At 66.3% G+C, this 19,185-nt stretch carries 21 protein-coding genes; 16 read left to right on the top strand and 5 right to left on the bottom strand.

The window, feature by feature from the left end:
* The 3 genes from ABZD10_RS04380 to ABZD10_RS04370 all read left to right on the top strand — a co-directional run.
* A partial coding sequence (locus ABZD10_RS04380) for an oligopeptide/dipeptide ABC transporter ATP-binding protein (RefSeq protein WP_372884888.1) occupies positions 1-739 on the top strand: 739 nt, incomplete at its 5' end.
* An 80-nt stretch (positions 740-819) separates the two neighbouring features.
* On the top strand, positions 820-1,158 hold the full coding sequence (locus tag ABZD10_RS04375) for an antibiotic biosynthesis monooxygenase (protein WP_372884887.1): 339 nt from the start codon (positions 820-822) through the stop codon (positions 1,156-1,158).
* Positions 1,158-2,132, top strand: coding sequence for a zinc transporter ZntB (locus tag ABZD10_RS04370; protein WP_372884886.1), 975 nt, complete (start codon positions 1,158-1,160; stop codon positions 2,130-2,132). Before ABZD10_RS04375 ends, ABZD10_RS04370 begins: the two co-directional genes overlap by 1 nt.
* Positions 2,133-2,176: 44 nt before the next feature.
* Here the strand turns inward: ABZD10_RS04370 and ABZD10_RS04365 are convergent, their stop codons facing one another.
* Complete coding sequence (locus tag ABZD10_RS04365) at positions 2,177-2,758, bottom strand: lytic transglycosylase domain-containing protein (protein ID WP_372884885.1); 582 nt, start codon at positions 2,756-2,758, stop codon at positions 2,177-2,179.
* A gap of 208 nt (positions 2,759-2,966) precedes the next feature.
* Between ABZD10_RS04365 and ssb the strand changes: the two genes are divergently transcribed.
* Entirely contained in the window at positions 2,967-3,479 is a 513-nt protein-coding gene (gene ssb / locus ABZD10_RS04360) for a single-stranded DNA-binding protein (RefSeq protein WP_372884884.1), read from the top strand.
* Positions 3,480-3,530: 51 nt separating this feature from the next.
* Positions 3,531-4,601, top strand: a complete 1,071-nt coding sequence (locus ABZD10_RS04355) for a site-2 protease family protein (protein ID WP_372884883.1) — start codon at positions 3,531-3,533, stop codon at positions 4,599-4,601.
* A 46-nt stretch (positions 4,602-4,647) separates the two neighbouring features.
* On the opposite strand, the gene trpB is transcribed toward ABZD10_RS04355, so the two are convergent.
* The 3 genes from trpB to ABZD10_RS04340 form a co-directional block, all read right to left on the bottom strand.
* Positions 4,648-5,853: a tryptophan synthase subunit beta gene (trpB, locus tag ABZD10_RS04350; protein ID WP_372884882.1), complete on the bottom strand. Its 1,206-nt coding sequence runs from the start codon at positions 5,851-5,853 to the stop codon at positions 4,648-4,650.
* Positions 5,854-5,964: 111 nt separating this feature from the next.
* A complete protein-coding gene (aroB, locus tag ABZD10_RS04345) occupies positions 5,965-7,077 on the bottom strand; it encodes a 3-dehydroquinate synthase (RefSeq protein WP_372884889.1) in 1,113 nt (370 codons plus the stop codon).
* Between the two features lie 7 nt (positions 7,078-7,084).
* A complete protein-coding gene (locus tag ABZD10_RS04340; protein WP_372884881.1) occupies positions 7,085-7,624 on the bottom strand; it encodes a shikimate kinase in 540 nt (179 codons plus the stop codon).
* A 130-nt stretch (positions 7,625-7,754) separates the two neighbouring features.
* Here ABZD10_RS04340 and ABZD10_RS04335 point away from each other — a divergent pair, with 130 nt between their 5' ends.
* From ABZD10_RS04335 to ABZD10_RS04295, 9 genes are all read left to right on the top strand, one after another.
* Complete coding sequence (locus ABZD10_RS04335) at positions 7,755-7,913, top strand: hypothetical protein (RefSeq protein WP_372884880.1); 159 nt, start codon at positions 7,755-7,757, stop codon at positions 7,911-7,913.
* Positions 7,903-9,417: a hypothetical protein gene (locus ABZD10_RS04330; RefSeq protein ID WP_372884879.1), complete on the top strand. Its 1,515-nt coding sequence runs from the start codon at positions 7,903-7,905 to the stop codon at positions 9,415-9,417. The genes ABZD10_RS04335 and ABZD10_RS04330 overlap by 11 nt, the downstream gene beginning before the upstream one ends.
* 6 nt (positions 9,418-9,423) lie before the next feature.
* Entirely contained in the window at positions 9,424-10,356 is a 933-nt protein-coding gene (locus ABZD10_RS04325; protein WP_372884878.1) for a site-specific tyrosine recombinase XerD, read from the top strand.
* Positions 10,357-10,415: 59 nt separating this feature from the next.
* Entirely contained in the window at positions 10,416-11,795 is a 1,380-nt protein-coding gene (locus ABZD10_RS04320) for an HlyC/CorC family transporter (protein ID WP_372884877.1), read from the top strand.
* 105 nt (positions 11,796-11,900) lie between these two features.
* On the top strand, positions 11,901-12,800 hold the full coding sequence (locus ABZD10_RS04315; RefSeq protein ID WP_372884876.1) for a DMT family transporter: 900 nt from the start codon (positions 11,901-11,903) through the stop codon (positions 12,798-12,800).
* 141 nt (positions 12,801-12,941) lie between these two features.
* Positions 12,942-14,216 carry a phosphopyruvate hydratase gene (eno, locus tag ABZD10_RS04310; RefSeq protein WP_372884875.1) on the top strand — a complete coding sequence of 425 codons (1,275 nt, stop codon included), beginning with the start codon at positions 12,942-12,944 and terminating at the stop codon, positions 14,214-14,216.
* A 248-nt stretch (positions 14,217-14,464) separates the two neighbouring features.
* Entirely contained in the window at positions 14,465-14,671 is a 207-nt protein-coding gene (locus ABZD10_RS04305) for a cold-shock protein (RefSeq protein ID WP_372884874.1), read from the top strand.
* Positions 14,672-14,819: 148 nt separating this feature from the next.
* Entirely contained in the window at positions 14,820-15,710 is an 891-nt protein-coding gene (locus ABZD10_RS04300; RefSeq protein ID WP_372884873.1) for an alpha/beta fold hydrolase, read from the top strand.
* Positions 15,707-16,129 (top strand): cupin domain-containing protein, encoded by a 423-nt coding sequence (locus tag ABZD10_RS04295; RefSeq protein WP_372884872.1) that lies wholly within the window; start codon positions 15,707-15,709, stop codon positions 16,127-16,129. Before ABZD10_RS04300 ends, ABZD10_RS04295 begins: the two co-directional genes overlap by 4 nt.
* Positions 16,130-16,213: 84 nt before the next feature.
* Here ABZD10_RS04295 and ABZD10_RS04290 read toward each other — a convergent pair whose 3' ends face one another.
* Positions 16,214-17,326, bottom strand: a complete 1,113-nt coding sequence (locus ABZD10_RS04290; RefSeq protein ID WP_372884871.1) for an anhydro-N-acetylmuramic acid kinase — start codon at positions 17,324-17,326, stop codon at positions 16,214-16,216.
* A 63-nt stretch (positions 17,327-17,389) separates the two neighbouring features.
* Here ABZD10_RS04290 and tyrS point away from each other — a divergent pair, with 63 nt between their 5' ends.
* Together tyrS and ABZD10_RS04280 are read left to right on the top strand one after the other, a co-directional pair.
* Positions 17,390-18,643 (top strand): tyrosine--tRNA ligase, encoded by a 1,254-nt coding sequence (tyrS, locus tag ABZD10_RS04285; RefSeq protein ID WP_372884870.1) that lies wholly within the window; start codon positions 17,390-17,392, stop codon positions 18,641-18,643.
* Positions 18,644-18,883: 240 nt separating this feature from the next.
* The coding region (locus ABZD10_RS04280; RefSeq protein WP_372884869.1) for an SDR family NAD(P)-dependent oxidoreductase at positions 18,884-19,185 on the top strand (302 nt) is incomplete at its 3' end.

The raw sequence follows: 19,185 nt of genomic DNA, 5'->3' as shown, positions 1-19,185 counted from the left end.
GGTGTTCCAGAACCCCTTCGACACGCTCAACCCCTCGATGACGGTGGGCCGCCAGATCATGCGGGCGCTGGAGATCTTCGGCGTCGGCGAGAGCGAGGCGGCGCGGCGCCAGCGGATGCGGGAGCTGCTCGATCTGGTGAAACTGCCGCGCGCCTTTGCCGACCGCATGCCGCGCCAGCTTTCGGGGGGCCAGAAACAGCGGGTCGGCATCGCCCGCGCCTTTGCCGGAGATGCCCGCATCGTGGTCGCCGACGAACCGGTCTCGGCGCTCGACGTCTCGGTGCAGGCGGCGGTCACCGACCTGTTGATGGAGATCCAGCGCGAACAGAAGACCACCTTGCTGTTCATCAGCCACGATCTGTCGATCGTGCGCTATCTCAGCGACCGGGTGATGGTGATGTATCTCGGGCATGTGGTCGAACTGGGCACCACCGATCAGGTCTTCGCCCCGCCCTATCACCCCTATACCGAGGCGCTGCTGTCGGCGGTGCCGATCGCCGATACCTCGATCGAGAAACAGCATATCGTGCTCGAGGGCGACATTCCCTCGGCGATGAACCCGCCGCCGGGCTGCCCGTTCCAGACCCGCTGCCGCTGGAAGGGAGAGGTCGCCGGTGGTCTCTGCGAGACCGAAGTGCCGCCGGTGCGCATCCTGGCCGAGGGGCACCAGGTCAAGTGCCATCTCGCCGACGACATCCTGGCGCGCATGGAGCCGGTCATCAAGACCGCCGCAGAATAGCGCAGGCGGCCTTGAAAAGAATGGCGGAGGGGGCCTGCTGGCCCCTTTCCCAAAGCGCAAACCGGGCATAAGCTCGGGCCATGACACGTTTCGCCCCCCTGCCCGACCCGCCCTATTACGCCGTCATCTTCACCGCGCAGCGCAGCGACGGCGACCTCGGCTATGACGCCATGGCCGCCGAGATGGTGACGCTGGCGGCGCAGCAGCCGGGCTATGTCGGCCATGAGAGCAGCCGCGACGACAGCGGGCTCGGCATCACCGTCAGCTATTGGCAGGACGAGGCGGCGCTGGTGGCCTGGAAGGGTGTCGCCCGGCACCTGCTGGCGCAGAAACTGGGCAAGACACGCTGGTATGAGCATTACACTTTGCGCGTCGCCCGCGTCGAACGCGCCTATGATGGCCCCGAGGGGCGCGGGTGATGAGCGACACCGCCCCGAGCGTGACGCCGATCTGCGCCTTCGACGTGACCGCCGGGGGCTGCCGGCCGGTCGCCGAGGCCTGGCCCCGGGCCGCCGCCGGACCCGAGGCGAACTATCGCTGGCTGCATCTTGACCTGAACCTGCCCGAAACCGCGCTCTGGGCGCGCGAGAAACTGCCCGAGATCGCCGCGCAGGCGCTGTTGCAGAGCGAGACCCGGCCGCGCTGTGACCGGCTCGACCAGGGGCTGGTGCTGAACCTGCGCGGGGTCAACCTCAACCCCGGCGCCAGCCCCGAGGACATGGTCAGCCTGCGCCTCTGGGTGACGGAGGACTGCATCGTCTCGGCCCGGCTGCGCAAGGTCTGGGCGGCCGACGAATTGCGCCGCGCCGCCGAAGCCGGGCGGGCGCCGGCCAGCGTCGGACTGTTCCTGCACGAGTTGGTGCAGGGGCTGACCCGCCGGATCGAGGCCGTCTCGCTGGAACTTGACGAGGAAACCGACGGTTTCGAGGACATCGACCCGGCCACCCAGGCCCTGCCCGGACCCGAGCTGAACCAGCTGCGCCAGACGGTCACCAAGATGCGCCGCTTCGTCAATCCGCAGCGCGAGGCGCTCGGCGATCTCACGCGGTCGCAGATGGGTTTTCTGGACACCGCCAGCCAGCGGCTGCTGCGCGAAAGCGCCAACCGGACCCAGCGCGCGCTGGAAGAGCTTGACGCCACCCGCGACCGGCTGGCGCTGATCATGGAGCATCATCAGGCCCAGGGCGCCAACCTGATGAGCCGCAACAGCTATCTGCTGTCGGTCGTCGCCGCGATCTTCCTGCCGCTGGGGTTCCTGACCGGGTTGTTCGGTGTCAACGTCGCCGGAATGCCGGGGATCGAAACGCCCTGGGCCTTCGGCGCGCTGGCGCTGGCCTCGGCGGCGCTGGGGGTGGCGCTCTACCTGTTGTTCAAGCTGATGCGCTGGCTCTGAGTTGCCGACACAAGCTTGGCCCGGACGGCGCCGCGCGCCGGGCGTCAGCTGCCAAGGATCACCCGAACATAGTTGCGGGTTTCCTCGTAGGGCGGCACGCCGCCGTATTTGCGCACCGCCTCGGGGCCGGCGTTATAGGCCGCCAGCGCCAGGCGCCACGATCCGAAACTGCGATACTGCCGCGCCAAATAGCGCGCACCACCGTCGAGGTTCTGATAGGGATCGAGGGGGTCGACGTTCAGCCGCCGCGCGGTCTCGGGCATCAGCTGCGCCAGCCCCAGCGCCCCCTTGTGGGATTTGGCCGATGCGTTCCAGCCGCTTTCCTGCTGCACCAGTTTCAGGAACATGTCGACCGGCACCCCGTTGCGCAGCGCCGCATCCTGCGCCATGGCCAGATAGGGGCCGTCATAGGCGCCGTCGAAACTGCCGTCACCCCATTTCGACGGCGTATAGACCTTGGTCGCCTCGAGCCGCACGGCGGCCTTGGTCTGCGATCTGGCGCGACTGTCCAGCACGCTGGTCTGCGATCGGTAAACCGCTGATTTCGAATTGGACTTGAGGAAATCGGCCGCGACCGGACCCGCCGCCAGCAGCATCAGCGACATGCCACATACCAGATATCTCATCGCAGATCCCTGCCCCTCGGCGCTTGTTTGCGCGCGTACTATATCGCATCGCGCGAGAATTTCCACGATTGCCGCACGGGCTGTCTCCGACGGCGGAAACGCGCCCAGCGACGGCAAGAAAAATCTTTGCGTTTAGGGTTCCATTAACCTTGTTCAGATGGTCTATGCTGTGCCGGACCAACACTCAGATTCTGGAAGGAGCGGACATATGGCCGGATCAGTGAACAAAGTCATTCTGGTGGGCAATCTCGGCCGCGACCCCGAAGTGCGGACCTTTCAGAACGGCGGCAAGGTGTGCAACCTGCGCATTGCCACCTCGGAAACCTGGAAGGACCGCAACACCGGCGAGCGCCGCGAAAAGACCGAATGGCATTCGGTCGCGATCTTTCAGGAAGGGCTGGTGCGGGTGGCCGAACAATATCTGCGCAAGGGCTCCAAGGTCTATATCGAGGGCCAGTTGCAGACCCGCAAATGGCAGGATCAGTCGGGCCAGGACCGCTATAGCACCGAAGTGGTGCTTCAGGGCTTTGGCGGCACGCTGGTGATGCTTGACGGTCGCAGCGGCGAAGGTGGTGGCGGCGGCTATGGCGGCGGCGGACAGGGCAGCGGTTACGACAGCGGCTATGGCGACCAGGGCGGCGGCTATGGTGGCGGCGGTGGCGGACAGGGCGGCGGCCGGTCGGCGCCCTCGCGCGATCTGGACGACGAAATTCCGTTCTGATGATATAAGGGGTGGCGGGGCCGCCCCTTTTTCATTCGGACAGGAGGTCACATGAGCTGGTCCATTTCCCTCGGCAGGCTGCTGGGCAGCGAGGTGCGAATCCATCTGACCTTTTTCCTGCTGCTGCTGTGGATCGCCATGGCGGCCTATGACCAGGGCGGCCTTGGCGCGGCGATCCACAACACGGCGCTGGTTCTGGCCCTATTCGCCTGTGTTCTGGCGCATGAATACGGCCATGCGCTGGTGGCGCGCCGATATGGCATCCGCACGCCCGATATCACCCTGCTGCCGATCGGCGGCATCGCGCGGCTGGAACGGATCCCGGAAAACCCGCGACAGGAAATCCTCATGGCGCTGGCCGGGCCGGCGGTGAATGTGGTGATCTGGCTGCTGCTGAGCCTTGTTTCGGGGGGCGCCATCGGCCTCACCCTGCCCGGATCGATGTCGCCGCAGACGGGATTCCTTGCCCAGCTGGCGACGATCAACCTGGTCCTGGCGCTGTTCAACCTGATCCCGGCCTTCCCGATGGATGGCGGCCGGGTGCTGCGCGCGACGCTGAGCCTGACCACCGACCGGGTGGCGGCAACGCGGATGGCGGCGGTGGCCGGGCAGCTGGTGGCCTTCGTGCTGGCCTTTGCCGGGCTCAGCGCCGGCAACCCGGTGCTGGTGCTGGTCGCCTTCTTCGTCTTCATCGCCGCCAATGCCGAAAGCCACGACGTGGCGATGCGCGCCGTCACCCGGCGCCTGACGGCCCGCGACGCGATGATCACCTCTTACGAAAGCCTGTCGCCCGACGACAGTTGCGAAGCGGCGGCGGCGGCGCTGATCCGCACCACCCAGCACGAGTTCCCGGTGCATGAGCCCGGCGGCCCGATCCTCGGCTTCGTCACCCGCAACGCCATTTTCAAGGCCATGGTGCACGAGGCCGACAAGAGCGCGCCGGTGCGCGGCATCATGATTTCGGATGTACCGCACCTGCCGGTCGGCGCCGGTCTGGAAACCGTGCTCGACGCGCTGCACAAGGGCGCCCCGGCGGTGGCCATCACCACCACCGGGGATCGTATGATCGGCTATGTCACCCGCGAGAATCTGGGGGAACTCATGGTGCTGAAGGGCCGCTGAGGGCACCGGTCCTGCCGTCTGGCGGCGAGTCCCGGCGCCGCGCGGATCAGCTGTCGCCGAAACCGTAGGTCTCGGTGACGTAGTCGATATCCTTGTCGCCGCGTCCCGAAAGGTTGATCAGGATCGAGCCCCCCGGATGGTTCTTGGCCTCGCGCATGGCAAAGGCCACCGCATGGGCGCTTTCCAGCGCCGGGATGATGCCCTCGTGGCGCGACAGCGCATAGAAGGCCTCGAGCGCCTCCTTGTCGTCGGCGGCGGTGTAATTGGCGCGCCCGGTGCGGTAAAGATGCGCGTGCTCGGGTCCGACACCGGGGTAGTCCAGCCCCGAAGCCACGGTATGCACCGGCGCCGGCTCACCGTTCTCGTCCTTGAGAACCATGGTGCGGAAACCGTGAATGTCGCCGTCCTCGCCAAAGGTGATGGTCGCCGCGTGATCGCCCAGTTTCGACGAGGTGCCCAGCGGCTCGACACCATAGAGCGTCACGTCCTCATCGTCGATGAAACCGGCGAACAGCCCCATGGCGTTCGAACCACCACCTACGCAGGCGGCGACGATATCGGGCAGATGGCCGGTCATCTCGAGAAACTGCTCGCGGGCCTCGATGCCGACGATATGCTGGAAATCGCGGACCATTTTAGGGAACGGGTGCGGCCCGACCACCGAGCCGATGGCAAACAGCGCCGTGTCGGCCTGTGGCACATAGGACTGGAAGGCCGAATCCACCGCCTCTTTCAGCGAGCGCCCGCCAAAGCCGACCGGCACCACCTCGGCACCGAGAAGCTTCATCCGGGTGACGTTGGGGGCCTCTTTGGCGATGTCGATCTCGCCCATGTGGATCTCGCAGTCCATGCCGAAATAGGCCGCCGCCGTGGCCAGCGCCACGCCATGCTGGCCGGCGCCGGTCTCGGCCATCAGCTTGGTCTTGCCCATGTGCTTGGCCAGAAGCGCCTCGGCCATGCAGTGGTTGAGCTTGTGGGCGCCGGTATGGTTGAGATCCTCGCGCTTGGCATAGATCTGCGCGCCGCCGGACCGTTCACTGAGATTCTTCAGATAGGAAACCGGGGTCGGGCGGCCCTGAAAATGCTTGCGGATATAGCGCAGGTCACGGATATACTCGGCAGATTGTGAAATCTTGTCATAGGCTTCGCCGATGGCCTTGAAGTGCGGCTCAAGCTCGGGCGGCAGCATCGCGCCGCCATATTCACCGAAATAACCGTCACGTGTGGGCGTGGATTTCAAATAGGACGACATGCAAGACTTTCCTTCCGAGAATTGAACTTGGCTGCGACATTTGCCTAAAAGTTACGCAGATTAGATGAGACGTTTTGACGCGGTAACATGTTGCACGGGCGCGCCCGCGCCTCAGCGGCGCGCCAGCTCGTCCGACAGCAGGGCTTTCACGACCTCGCGCGGCACGTCCGAGGTCACGAAAGCCTCGCCGATGCCTCGCGCCAGGATAAAGCGCAGCTGGCCGTCGACGACCTTCTTGTCCTGCGCCATCAGCTCCAACAGCCCATCGGCATCCGGCAGATCGCCGGCGATGTCCTTAAGGTCCACCTTCATGCCCATGTTGGCCAGATGCGCCCGCACCCGGCTCGGCTCTTCCTGCGAACACAGGCCCAGCCGGTGGCTGAGCTCGAAGGCCAGCGCGCAGCCGATCGCCACCCCTTCGCCATGCAGCAGCCGGTCGCCATAGCCGGTCGCCGCCTCGAGCGCGTGGCAGAAGGTATGGCCGAGGTTCAGCAGCGCCCGGTCGCCCTGTTCGGTCTCGTCGCGGGCGACGATCTCGGCCTTCATCTCGCAGGAGCGTCTGACCGCCGCGATTCGCGCCGCCTGATCGCCCGCCGCCAGCGCCGGCCCGTTGTCTTCGAGCCATTCGAAAAAACCCGCATCGCCCAGCAGCCCGTATTTCACCACCTCGCCGTAGCCGGCAAGGAAATCGCGCGGGGTCAGCGTGCCGAGGATGTCGGTATCGGCCAGAACCCGCACCGGCTGGTGAAAGGCGCCGATCAGGTTCTTGCCCTGGGGGGCATTGATGCCGGTCTTGCCGCCAACCGAACTGTCGACCTGGGCCAGAAGCGAGGTCGGGATCTGCACGAAGCCGACACCGCGCCGCAGCACGGCGGCGGCAAAGCCGGTGAGATCGCCGATCACCCCGCCGCCGAAGGCCACCACAAGGTCTCGGCGCTCGACCTTTTCCGCCAGCAGCCATTCGACCGCGCGCTCGAAATGCGGCCAGCTCTTGGTGGCCTCGCCGGCAGGCAGCACCAGCGCCTCCATCTCGATCGCTTCGGCCGCGAGGCCGGCACGCAGGCTGTCAAGGTGCAGGGCGGCGACATTCTCGTCGGTAATCACCCGCAGCCGCGGCCGCGCCAGCAAGGGCGCAAGGTGACGCCCGGCCTCGGCCACCAGCCCGGGGCCGATGTGAATGTCATAGGCGCGCGCGCCCAGTCCCACATGCACGGTTTCGATCATCTTGGTGTCACTCCAGCACATCCGGCCGTGTCAGCAGGGCGCCGATCACCCTTTCGGCCGTGTCGTCGATTGTATAGCTCGCATCGGATTTGACCGTGAGGTCCGAAAGCCGATAGGTGGGCACCCGCGCGGCGTAAATCTCGGCCAGTGTGGCGCGGGGGTCGGGGGTGCGCAGCAGCGGGCGGGTGTCCTTGTGCCGGACCCGGTTCCACAGCAGCTCGAGATCGGCATCGAGCCACACCGCCACCCCCTTGTCCGAGATCATCCGCCGGTTGCCCTCGGACAGATAGGCCCCGCCCCCGGTCGACAGGATGCCGCGTTCCTCGTCCAAGAGACGTTCGATCACCTGGGTCTCCTTGCGGCGGAAGAAGGGCTCGCCGTCGCGTTCGAAGATCTCGGCGATGCTCATATTGGCCGCCTTGACGATCTCGGCATCCGAATCCAGAAACGGCACGTCGAGCCGCTGTGCCAGCGCCCGCCCCACCGCTGTCTTTCCGGCGCCCATCATGCCCACCAGAACAACCGTTTTCTTCAGCTTCAACGCCATGCACCCATAACGCCGGCCATTTTCGGCCGGGCTTTGCCCAAATTTGCCCTTTCGGCACTGAATGACGTGATCTTGCGCAAAAGGCCAGTTATAAGTTGGGAAAAACAACGGGCAGCATTCGGGGGCAGCCATGGGCAAACTCTTCCGCCTCATATTCATCCTTGTGGTTCTGGCGGTGATCGGACTTGTGGCCTATGCCTATCTCGGCCCGATCCTCGGCGCCGACTTCTCCGCGCCGCAACAGGAGATTCGCATCCCCCTGACGCTGACATCCTCCGATGGCGGCTAGACCCCTCATCCGCGCCGCTCTGCTTTGCGGGCTGGCAACGCCGGGCCTTGGCGAAACCGGCGCGCCGCTCTCGGCCATCGAATGGCTGCAACAGACCCCGACCGTAACCCTCGACCTCGGCCTCGAGGAACCCCCGGTCGCCGACAGCGGCGAGAGGCCCGACATCACCGTCGACACGCTGGACGCCCAGGGGCGCGATGCGGTGGGGCTGTTGCCGTCGCATGTGACCGGTCTGCCCGACAGCCTGTGGCAGCACAGCCGCGCCGACACGCTGGCGACACTGATCCGCCAGCAATCGCCCGAGCTGCTGCCGGCCATGCAGGCGCTGCTCTACACGCTGCTGCTGGCCGAGGCCAACGCGCCATGGGATGCCGGGGTGGATGACGCGCTGTTGCTGGCGCGCACCGACACGCTGGTCGAGATGGGTGCCCTGGAACAGGCCGCCGCGCTGCTTCTGCGCGCCGGGCCGGCAACCCCGGAACTGTTCCGGCGCTGGTTCGACGTGACGCTTCTGATGGGTCTCGAAGAGGCCGCCTGCCAGGCGCTGGTTGAAACGCCGAGGCTGGCCCCCGGCTATGCGGCACGCATTTTCTGCACCGCACGCGCCGGCGACTGGAACGGCGCCGTCCTGATGCTGGACACCGCCAATGCGCTGGACCTTATCAGCGACGAGGAAGACGCGCTCTTGCTGCGCTTTCTCGATCCCGACCTGTTCGAGGGCAACCCGATCCTGGTTGCCCATTCCGACCCCGATCCGCTGCTGTTCCGTCTCTACGAGGCCATCGGCGAGCCCCAGCCCACCACCGGGCTGCCGCGGCCCTTTGCCCATGCCGACCTGCGCAGCACCGTCGGCTGGAAACCGCGGCTCGAGGCCGCCGAGCGGCTGGCGCGCACCGGCGCCCTGCCCGAGAACCAGCTCTTGGGCATCTATTCCGAGGGCCGGCCCTCGGCCTCGGGGATGATCTGGGACCGCACCGAGGCGATCCAGGCCTTCGACGCGGCGCTGAACGCACAGGACGCGGCGGCGGTCGCCGACACCCTGCCCCCGGCCTGGGCGGCGATGCAGAGCGTGCACCTCGAGGTGCCCTTCGCCCGGCTCTACGGCAGCCGGCTGCTGGCGCTGCCGCTGAGCGGGGTCGCGGCCCGCCTTGCACGCGACATCGCGCTGCTGTCTCCGGCCTATGAATCCGCCGCCCTGGCCGGGCCACGCGACTTCCTGGCCGGCCTGGCGCAGGGCAGCCCGCCCCGGACGCCGACCGACCGCTTGCAGCGCGCCATCGCCGACGGGTTCCACGAGGCGCGCATCCCGCAGGGCATTACCGCCATGCTCGCCCGTGGACAGCTTGGCGAGGTGATCCTCAACGCCATGAAGATGATGTCCGACGGCGCCCAGGGCGATCTTGCCTCGCTGACCGACGCGCTGGCCATCCTGCGCGCGGTCGGGCTTGAGGACACGGCGCGCCGGGCCGCGCTCCAGACCGTGTTGATCGACATGCGCGGATAGGTTTCCATGAGTGATTACAGATGGATATCAACCTTTCTTGACGCACAGGCGGCGGAAATGGGCGCCGCCCGCAACACCCAGGAGGCCTATGCCCGAGACCTGCGCGACTTCGCCGACTGGTGTGCCGGTCGCGGCTGCGGCTTTCAGGGGGCGACCCGCGCCGATGTCGAGGCATGGCTGATCGACTGCGAGGCGCAGGGGCTGGCGCAATCGACCCGCGCGCGGCGCCTGTCGGCGGTCAAACAGCTGTTCCGCTTTGCCTTCGAGGAAGGCTGGCGCGACGACAATCCGGCGATCCAGATCAAGGGGCCGGGCCGGGCCAAACGTCTGCCCAAGACGCTGGAGGTGATCGAGGTCGACCGCCTGCTCGAGGCGGCACGCAAGACCGGCCGCACCCCCGCCGACAAGCTGCGCAACACCTGCCTGATGGAACTGCTTTACGCCACCGGCATGCGCGTCACCGAGCTGGTGTCGCTGCCGGTGGCGGCGGCGCGGGGTGACCCGGACATGCTGCTGATCCGCGGCAAGGGCGGCAAGGAGCGTATGGTGCCGCTGTCGCCCGGCGCCAGAACGGCGCTGACGGCCTGGCTGAAACAGCGTGACGCAATGGATGAGAAGTCAGCGGCAAAAACAGGAAAACACTCGACTTTTCTCTTCCCGTCGCGCGGCAAGGCCGGTCATCTGACGCGCCACTGGTTCTATACGCTGATCAAGGATCTGGCCGTCTCGGGCGGCATTGCCCCCGACAGGGTGACGCCGCATACGCTGCGCCATGCCTTTGCCACCCATCTTCTGGCAAACGGCGCCGATCTGCGGGCGATCCAGACCCTGCTGGGCCATGCCGACATCGCCACCACCGAGATCTACACCCATGTGCTGGACGAGCGGCTGAGCGAACTGGTGCACAGCCACCATCCCCTGGCCAAAGCACGAAAATAATCGCCGCACAGCTTGATCGGGCGCCAGGTGAAGCCCATAACCTCAGCATGAGCACATCCATGTCAGACAGTTCCGAACAGATCGCCCTGCTGGCGACCACCAGCCCCCTCGACAGCGCCTTCTGGGCCAGCGCCGGCGCGATCCTCGGCCTGCTGGTCCTGTCGGCCTTTTTCTCGGGCTCCGAGACCGCGCTGACTGCGGCGTCGCGCGGCAAGCTGCGCAGCCAGGCCGACAAGGGCAGCGGCGGCGCGGCGCAGGCGCTGCGCATCACCGAGGACAACGAAAGGCTGATCGGCTCGGTTCTCCTGGGCAACAACCTGGTCAATATCCTCGCCGCCTCGCTGGCCACCGCGCTGTTCACCCGCGCCTTTGGCGAATCGGGCGTCGCGCTGGCGACGCTGGTGATGACGCTGCTGGTGCTGGTCTTTGCCGAGGTGCTGCCCAAGACCTATGCCATCACCCGCCCCGAGGACGCCGCCGCCGCCGTGGCGCGCCCGATCGGCCTTTTGGTGACCGTCTTTGCCCCGGTGGTGACGGCGGTCCGCTGGCTGGTACGGCTGGTGCTGCGCCTGTTCGGCGTCGAGACCGACCCCGACAGCCATATCCTTGCGGTGCGCGAAGAGATCGCCGGCGCCATTCAGCTGGGCCATTCCGAAGGCGTGGTGCAGAAGGAAGACCGCGACCGGATCCTCGGCGCGCTGGATCTCAGCGACCGCACCGTCGAAGAGATCATGCTGCACCGCTCGGGCATCGAGTTGATCAATGCCGACGACAGCCCGGCCGACATCCTGAATCAATGCCTGCAAAGCAACCACACCCGGCTGCCGGTATTCAAGAACGACCCCGAGAACATCATCGGCGTGGTTCACGCCAAGGATCTGTTCCGCGCCATGTACCGCCGGGTCGCCGATTCCAGCACGACGCTGGAAAGCCTGGCCGAATTCGACCTCTCCGAAGTCGCCAACGAACCCTATTTCGTGCCCGAGACCACCTCGCTCGACGACCAGATGCGCGAATTCCTGCGCCGCCATTCGCATTTCGCGCTGGTGGTCGACGAATACGGCTCGCTACAGGGGCTGATCACCCTCGAGGACATCCTCGAGGAGATCGTCGGCGAGATCACCGACGAGTTCGACAATACCGACGACCCCGAGATCGCCCGTTCGGAAGACGGCCAGTTCCTGATCGACGGCGCCATGACCATTCGCGACCTCAACCGCGCCACCGAGTGGTCCCTGCCCGACGACGAGGCCAACACCGTGGCCGGGCTGGTGATTCACGAGGCCCAGATGATCCCCACCCCCGGCCAGGTGTTTTCCTTCCATGGCTTCCGCTTCGAGGTCGTCGGCCGCGAGGCCAACCGCATCACCAGCCTCAAGATCCGGCCACTGGGCGCCCCCGATCACGGCCCGCACCGGCGCACCGATCACCGCCCCTGATGGATCGTATCACAAAATAGCCGGTGGGCTGGTCGCGTTGCGGCTTGAACTGCCGGCAAATCTGCCGCTGTAGTCGCTTAACACTTCAAGCATTACGGTTGCAGAATGGACAATCTTCGCGGCATCCTCCTGATCGTGCTGTCGATGGCCGGTTTTACCCTCGAGGACATGTTCATCAAGAAACTGTCCGGCCCGCTGCCGACCGGCCAGATCCTGATCGGCCTCGGGCTGGGCTCGGCCGTGCTGTTCGGCCTGCTGGCCACCCTTGCCGGCCAGTCGCTGTTCGACCGCGCCGCCTGGCGCCCGATCCTGCTTCTGCGCGCCGCAAGCGAGGCGCTGGCGGCGATGTTCTTTGCCACCTCTCTGGCGCTGGTCGACATCTCGACCGTGGCGGCGGTGTTTCAGGCCCTGCCGCTGGGGCTGACCATGGGCGCGGCGCTGTTTCTCGGCGAACATGTGGGCTGGCGACGCTGGACCGCCATCGGGCTCGGCTTTGTCGGCGTCTTGCTGATCATCCGCCCCGGGCTCGATGCCTTCGAGCCGGCCACGCTGCTGGTGCTGGTGGCGGTGGTGGCCGTGGTGGTGCGCGATCTCGTCACCCGGCGCATCGACGCGGCGGTCTCGTCGCTGGTGATCTCGTTCCAGGGCTTTGCCTCGCTGATCTTCGCCGGCGCCCTGATGCTGCCCTTTTCCGCCCGCCCCCTTGGCGGTGTCGGCGCGCCCGAGGCCACCATGTTCGCAGGGGCGATCCTGTTCGGCGCCGCCGGCTATCTTGGCATCGTCATCGCGATGCGGGTCGGCGAAGCCGCCGTCGTCGCGCCCTTTCGTTACACGCGGCTGGTGTTTTCCATGCTGGTCGGCGTCTTCGTCTTCGGCGAACGCCCCGATCTGGCGACCCTTGCCGGCAGCGCCCTGATCATCGCCACCGGGCTCTATACCTTCCTGCGCGAACGCCGGCTGGCCCGCCGGCCCGAACCGCTTCAGGGCGAATTCCCCGGCGACTGACCGGCACGGCTGTGCAAAACTGTCGCTGTTAGCCCTAACCGCTCCACAGCGGGTATGTTAGCGCTAACGGTGATGGTTTACTTTCCCTCCTTGCCTGCTATAGCTCTGCGCGACCCAACTGGTATTTCAAGGACCATCTCTATGAGCACCATCATTGACATCCACGCCCGGGAAATCCTGGACAGCCGCGGCAACCCGACCGTCGAAGTCGACGTGATCCTCGAGGACGGCACCATGGGCCGGGCCGCCGTGCCCTCGGGCGCCTCGACCGGGGCCCATGAGGCGGTGGAAAAACGCGACGGTGACGCATCGCGCTATCTGGGCAAGGGGGTGCTGGAAGCCGTCGCCGCGGTCAACGGCGAGATCGCCGAGGCGCTGGTCGGCTTTGACGTCACCGAACAGGTCGCCATCGACATGGCGATGATCGAGCTGGACGGCACCCCCAACAAGGGGCGTCTCGGTGCCAACGCCATTCTCGGCGTGTCCATGGCCTGCGCCAAGGCCGCGGCCGATTTCACCGCGCAGCCGCTGTTCCGCTATGTCGGCGGCACCTCGGCCCGCGTGCTGCCGGTGCCGATGATGAACATCATCAACGGCGGCGAACATGCCGACAACCCGATCGACATCCAGGAATTCATGATCATGCCGGTCTCGGCGGCGAACGTGAAAGAAGCGATCCGCATGGGCGCCGAAGTGTTCCACACCCTGAAGAAAGAACTGTCGGCCGCCGGCTACAACACCGGCATCGGCGACGAGGGCGGCTTTGCCCCGGCGCTGGAATCGACCCGCGTGGCGCTGGACTTCGTGATGACCTCGATCGAGAAGGCCGGTTACAAGCCCGGAGAGGACATCTACCTCGCGCTCGACTGCGCCTCGTCGGAATATTACAAGGACGGCAAATACGAACTGGCCGGCGAAGGCAAGTCGCTGACCTCCGAGGAAAACGCACAATATCTCGCCGACCTCTGCGCCGACTACCCGATCATCTCGATCGAGGACGGCATGGACGAGGACGACTGGGAAGGCTGGAAGCTGCTGACCGACAAGATCGGTGACAAGGTGCAGCTGGTGGGCGACGACCTTTTCGTCACCAACCCCGCCCGCCTGGCCGACGGCATTGCCCGGGGCGTCGCCAACTCGATGCTGGTCAAGGTCAACCAGATCGGCTCGCTCACCGAGACGCTGAAGGCCGTCGATATGGCGCATCGTGCGCGCTATACCAACGTGATGTCGCACCGCTCGGGCGAAACCGAGGACGCCACCATCGCCGACCTTGCGGTCGCCACCAACTGCGGCCAGATCAAAACCGGCTCGCTATCGCGCTCGGACCGTCTGGCAAAATACAACCAGCTGATCCGCATCGAGGAACTGCTGGGTGAAACCGCGGAATACGCCGGCCGCTCGATTCTGAAATAACCGGCCGCAAGCGATTGCTCCGGGCCACCGCGCAGATGGTGGCCCGAAGCTCTCAGACATCGGGAAATCTGCATCCTCGGTACAACAAAAAGCTTGCAAGATGCGATTGCGGGGCCCATATCGGACTCGCTAACGTTATCTTTTTCGACCACTGTCTCCCGATTTTCGGCGTTCAGTCTATCGATCCAGACCAACAACGCCAGGTTGCCGCAAGGACGTGGGCAACACAAAAACAGGAGACTACGGATATGGCCACTGGCACCGTAAAATGGTTCAACACCACCAAAGGCTACGGCTTCATCGCACCCGACGGCGGCAGCAAGGATGTCTTCGTGCACATCTCGGCGGTCGAGCGTTCCGGCCTCACCGGCCTGGCCGACAACCAGAAAGTGACCTTCGACCTCGAAGCCGGCCGTGACGGCCGCGAAGCCGCAATCAACATCTCGCTGGCCTAAGGCCGCGACGATCACGAACACTGCAGCGCGGCGCCTTTTCGGCGCCGCGTTTTTCGTTGCGGCGGACCCCGGTGCGCGCGCCGCAATCGCCGCCCGCTCACGCCACGTCACGGTTTTCTGCCGCTGAAGCGCGCCCTAACCTGCTGCCATGACCGCGCAACTTTGCCTGACCCCGATCGGCCGTCACCGGGCCAGCAGCCTGCATTACACGCCGGCCGGTGCGCCGCTGCATTTCTACCACGCCAACGGTTTCGGGGCCGCCTGCTATCAGCCCTTCCTCCAACGCATCGCGCCGCATTACACGGTCAGCGCCCTCGACATGCGCCCGCTCTGGCCCACGGCGCCGCAGCCCGACCGCCGCTTCGGCTGGGCGCAATATGCCGACGACCTGATCGCCTGGCTCGATGCCACGGCCACAGGGCCGACCCTCGCGGTGGCCCATTCCATGGGCGCCGCCGCCACCGCCATGGCGGCGCTCAAACGCCCCGACCTGTTCTCGGGGCTGGTGTTGATCGAACCCTCGGGCATCCCCCGCCGCCTGGTGCTGATGATGCGCCTCCTGCCCTATGACGTGCGCCTGCGTCTCGGCCCGGCTAAGGAGCTGCACAGCCGCCCCGGCCATTGGCCCGACACCGACAGCCTCTATCGCGAATTCCGCGCCAACCGCGCCTATCGCCGCTTTTCCGACGACCGCCTGCACCAGCTGGTGCTGGCCCTGACAGAGGCAGGCGACATGGGCCGCCACCTGCGCTTCCCCCTCGCCTGGGAGGCCCATAACTACGCCTCGCCGGCCGAAATCCTGCCGGTGCTGAAACGGCTCGCGGTCCCGACCCGCATCATCGCCGCCAAACCCTCGCTGTTCCTCGATCCCGCGATCCTCGCCCGGCTGCAAAAGGCCCGGCCCGACCTGCCGGTCACCCACCTGCCCGAACACGGCCACCTCCTGCCGCTCGAGGCCCCCGAGGTGGCCGCCGACAAGGTGCTGGCGGCGCTTGGGGACTTGTCGCGGGGCGCGGCATCGGCGACAAATGCCGCATGACCGCCGCCGAGATCATCGCCCGCCTGAACCTCGCCCCGCATCCCGAGGGCGGCCATTACCGCCAGACCTGGATCGCCGACGCCCCCGAGGGCACGCGCGCCGCCGGCACCGCCATCTTCTTCCTTCTGCAACGGGGCGAATGCAGCCACTGGCACCGCGTCGATGCCGCCGAGATCTGGCACTTCTACGCCGGCGCGCCCCTGATCCTCTCAGAGGCCGCCAGCGATGCCGGCCCGCGCCGCGACCGGGTCCTTGGCCCCGACCTCGCCGGCGGCCAGTCGCCGCAGATCATCGTGCCCGAAAACCACTGGCAGGCCGCGAAAACCACCGGCGACTGGACCCTGGTCGGCTGCACCGTCTCGCCCGGCTTCCGCTTCGAGGGGTTCACCCTCGCCGCCCCCGGCTTCGACATCACCTGAGCGGTTCGGTCCCGGTGCCGCCCGGCTCTTCATCTCTTGCCAAATACTGGGGGTGAATTGGCGCCGCCAAGAGGGGCGAGGCCCCTAATTGCCCTCGGGCCGGCTCACCACGCCGCCGCCGACCAGCGCCCGCACCCCGGTGGTGGCGGGCGACGAGGTCGGCAGACCGCGCGCCACCCGCACCGCCAGATGGGCAAAGGCCTGGGCCTCCAGCATGTCACCGTCCAGCCCGACCGCTTCGACGGGGCGCACCGGGCAATCCAGCGACACCCGCAGCATTTCCATCAACACCGGGTTTTTGCGGCCGCCGCCGGTGACCAGAACCTGTGTCGGCGGCGACGGGCAATGCATCATTCCGCCGGCTACCCCGGCGGCGCACATCGCCGTCAGCGTCGCCGCCGCATCGGCGTCGGACAATTCCCGCACCAGCCCGATCATTTCTGAAAAGTCGTTCCTGTCCAAAGACTTGGGCGGCATACGTGCGAAATATGGTTCGGCAAGGAACAGCTCAAGCGCGCCGCTCTCCACCTCGCCTTCCATCGCCACCGCCCCGTCAAGATCGCAGTCCACCCCCAGCCTTTCCCGCATCAGGTCGTTGATCGGCGCATTGGCCGGCCCGGTGTCAAAGGCCAGCAAGGCCCCTTCCGCCTCGGGCCCCTCGGCCAGCGGGTCGACCCAGGTGATGTTGCCCACCCCGCCGAGGTTCAGGAAACACAGGGGCGCCTCGGCGCCGATCCAGCGCGCGCAGGCGAAATGGAAGAACGGCGCCAGCGGCGCGCCCTCGCCGCCCAGGCTGACGTCCGAACTGCGGAAATCCCAGACCACCGGCCGCCCCAGCGCCTCGGCCAGCGCCTGCCCGTCGCCGACCTGGCAGGTGCCGCGCCCGCGCGGCTCGTGGGCCAGGGTCTGGCCATGAAAGCCGACGATCTCGGCCTCGGGAAAGCCGCCGAGAATATCGCGATGCGCCGCATCCACCACCGCCTGCGCCGCCTCGGCCAGATCGCCGCCCCATTGCCCCAGCGCCCGGGTCAGAACGGCCCGTTCCTCGGACCCGTAAGGGCGATAATCCGAACGCCCGAAACCGAAGATCTCGACCCCGTCGGTCTCGACCATCGCCGCGTCCACCCCGTCAAGCGAGGTGCCCGACATCGCCCCCAGGGCCTGCCAGCGGGTTTTGCCTGTCCTGGCCTTCAACATGGCCTTTTCCTTTGCCCAATCGCCGCCTATACACGGCTGCGCAGATAATACGGGACCGAAACCATGACCTACCACCCCAAATCCGACTTCATGTCGGTTATGATCGAACGCGGCTTCCTTGCGGACTGCACCGATTATCAGGGCCTCGACGAGGCGCTGTGCAAGGGCGTGGTTCCGGGCTATATCGGCTTTGATGCGACGGCGAAATCGCTGCATGTCGGCTCGCTGATCCAGATCATGATGCTGCGCTGGCTGCAAAAGACCGGCCACAAGCCGATCACCCTGATGGGCGGCGGCACCACCAAGGTCGGCGATCCGTCGTTCCGCGCCGACGAGCGCCCGCTGCTGACCCCGGATCAGATCGACGCCAATATCGCCGGCATCAAGCAGGTCTTCGCCAAATATCTCGACTATGGCGACGGCGCCACCGATGCGCTGATGCTGAACAACGCCGAGTGGCTCGACGATCTCAACTACCTCGATTTCCTGCGCGACATCGGCCGCCATTTCTCGGTCAACCGCATGCTGTCGTTCGAATCGGTGAAATCGCGCCTCGACCGCGAGCAGTCGCTGTCGTTCCTTGAATTCAACTACATGATCCTTCAGGCCTATGACTTCCTCGAGCTGAACCGCCGCTATGGCTGTCTGGTGCAGTTCGGCGGCTCGGATCAATGGGGCAATATCGTCAATGGCATCGACCTGACGCGCCGGGTGATCGACAACCAGATCTTCGGCCTGACCTCGCCGCTGCTGACCACCTCGGACGGCAAGAAGATGGGCAAATCCGCCGATGGCGCGGTCTGGCTCAACGCCGACATGCGGTCGCCCTACGAATTCTGGCAGTTCTGGCGCAACACCACCGATGCCGATGTCGGCCGCTTCCTCAAGCTCTACACCGAGCTGCCGCTGGATGACTGTGATCGTCTCGGCAAACTGGCGGGCTCGGACATCAACGACGCCAAGATCGTGCTCGCCAACGCGGTGACCACGCTCTGCCACGGCGCCGAGGCCGCCGCCGCAGCCGAGGCCACGGCGCGCGAAGTCTTCGAGAAGGGCGGCATCGGCGACGACCTACCCACCCTGACCCTTTCGGCCGGCGACATCGGCGATGGCATCTCCATCGTGCAGCTGATCGTGAAATCGGGTCTTGCCAAGTCCGGCAAGGAAGCCAAGCGCCTGATCTCGGAAAACGGCGCCCGGCTCGACGATGCGCCGCTGACCGATGCCGGGCTGATGATCGACGCCGCCGCCCTGGCCTCGCCGATCAAGCTCTCGGCGGGCAAGAAACGCCACGCCCTGGTCCAGCTCGACCGCTGATCACCAGAAAACACCATCACCGATCAGGGGCCCCTTCGCGGGCCCTTTTTCATCTCTTCAAAACTACTCCGGGGCGAATTGCCCGCAGGTCAAGAGGGGCAGCGCCCCTTTGCCCCAGACGCGCGACGCCGCGCCCCCCGCCCCCCCCGGGGGCGCCCCGCGTTTCTACCCACTGGACAGACCGGCGGCGATGCGGCTATTTGAACAGATGTTCATTTCATGCCGCCTGAGGAGAGCCCCATGAAAATCGCCGATACCCGCGCCGTCATCACCGGAGGCGCATCCGGCCTCGGAGAGGCCACCGCCCGCCAGTTCGCCGCCAATGGCGCCAAGGTCGCGCTGTTCGACCTCAATGCCGAGGCCGGCGAAAAGGTCGCCGCCGAACTCGGTGGCACCTTTCACAAGACCGACGTCACCGACGAGGCTTCGGTGCAGGCCAGCATCAATGCCGCGGCCGAGGCCATGGGCGGCATCACCGCTGCCGTCAACTGCGCCGGCATCGCCCCCGCCGCCACCACGCTGGGCAAAAACGGCGCCCACCC

Source organism: Shimia sp., from assembly GCF_041624275.1.
Classification (GTDB): Bacteria; Pseudomonadota; Alphaproteobacteria; order Rhodobacterales; family Rhodobacteraceae; genus Shimia.
Note: the sequence above shows the minus strand (reverse complement) of the source record. Positions and strands in the feature narration are given on the sequence as shown.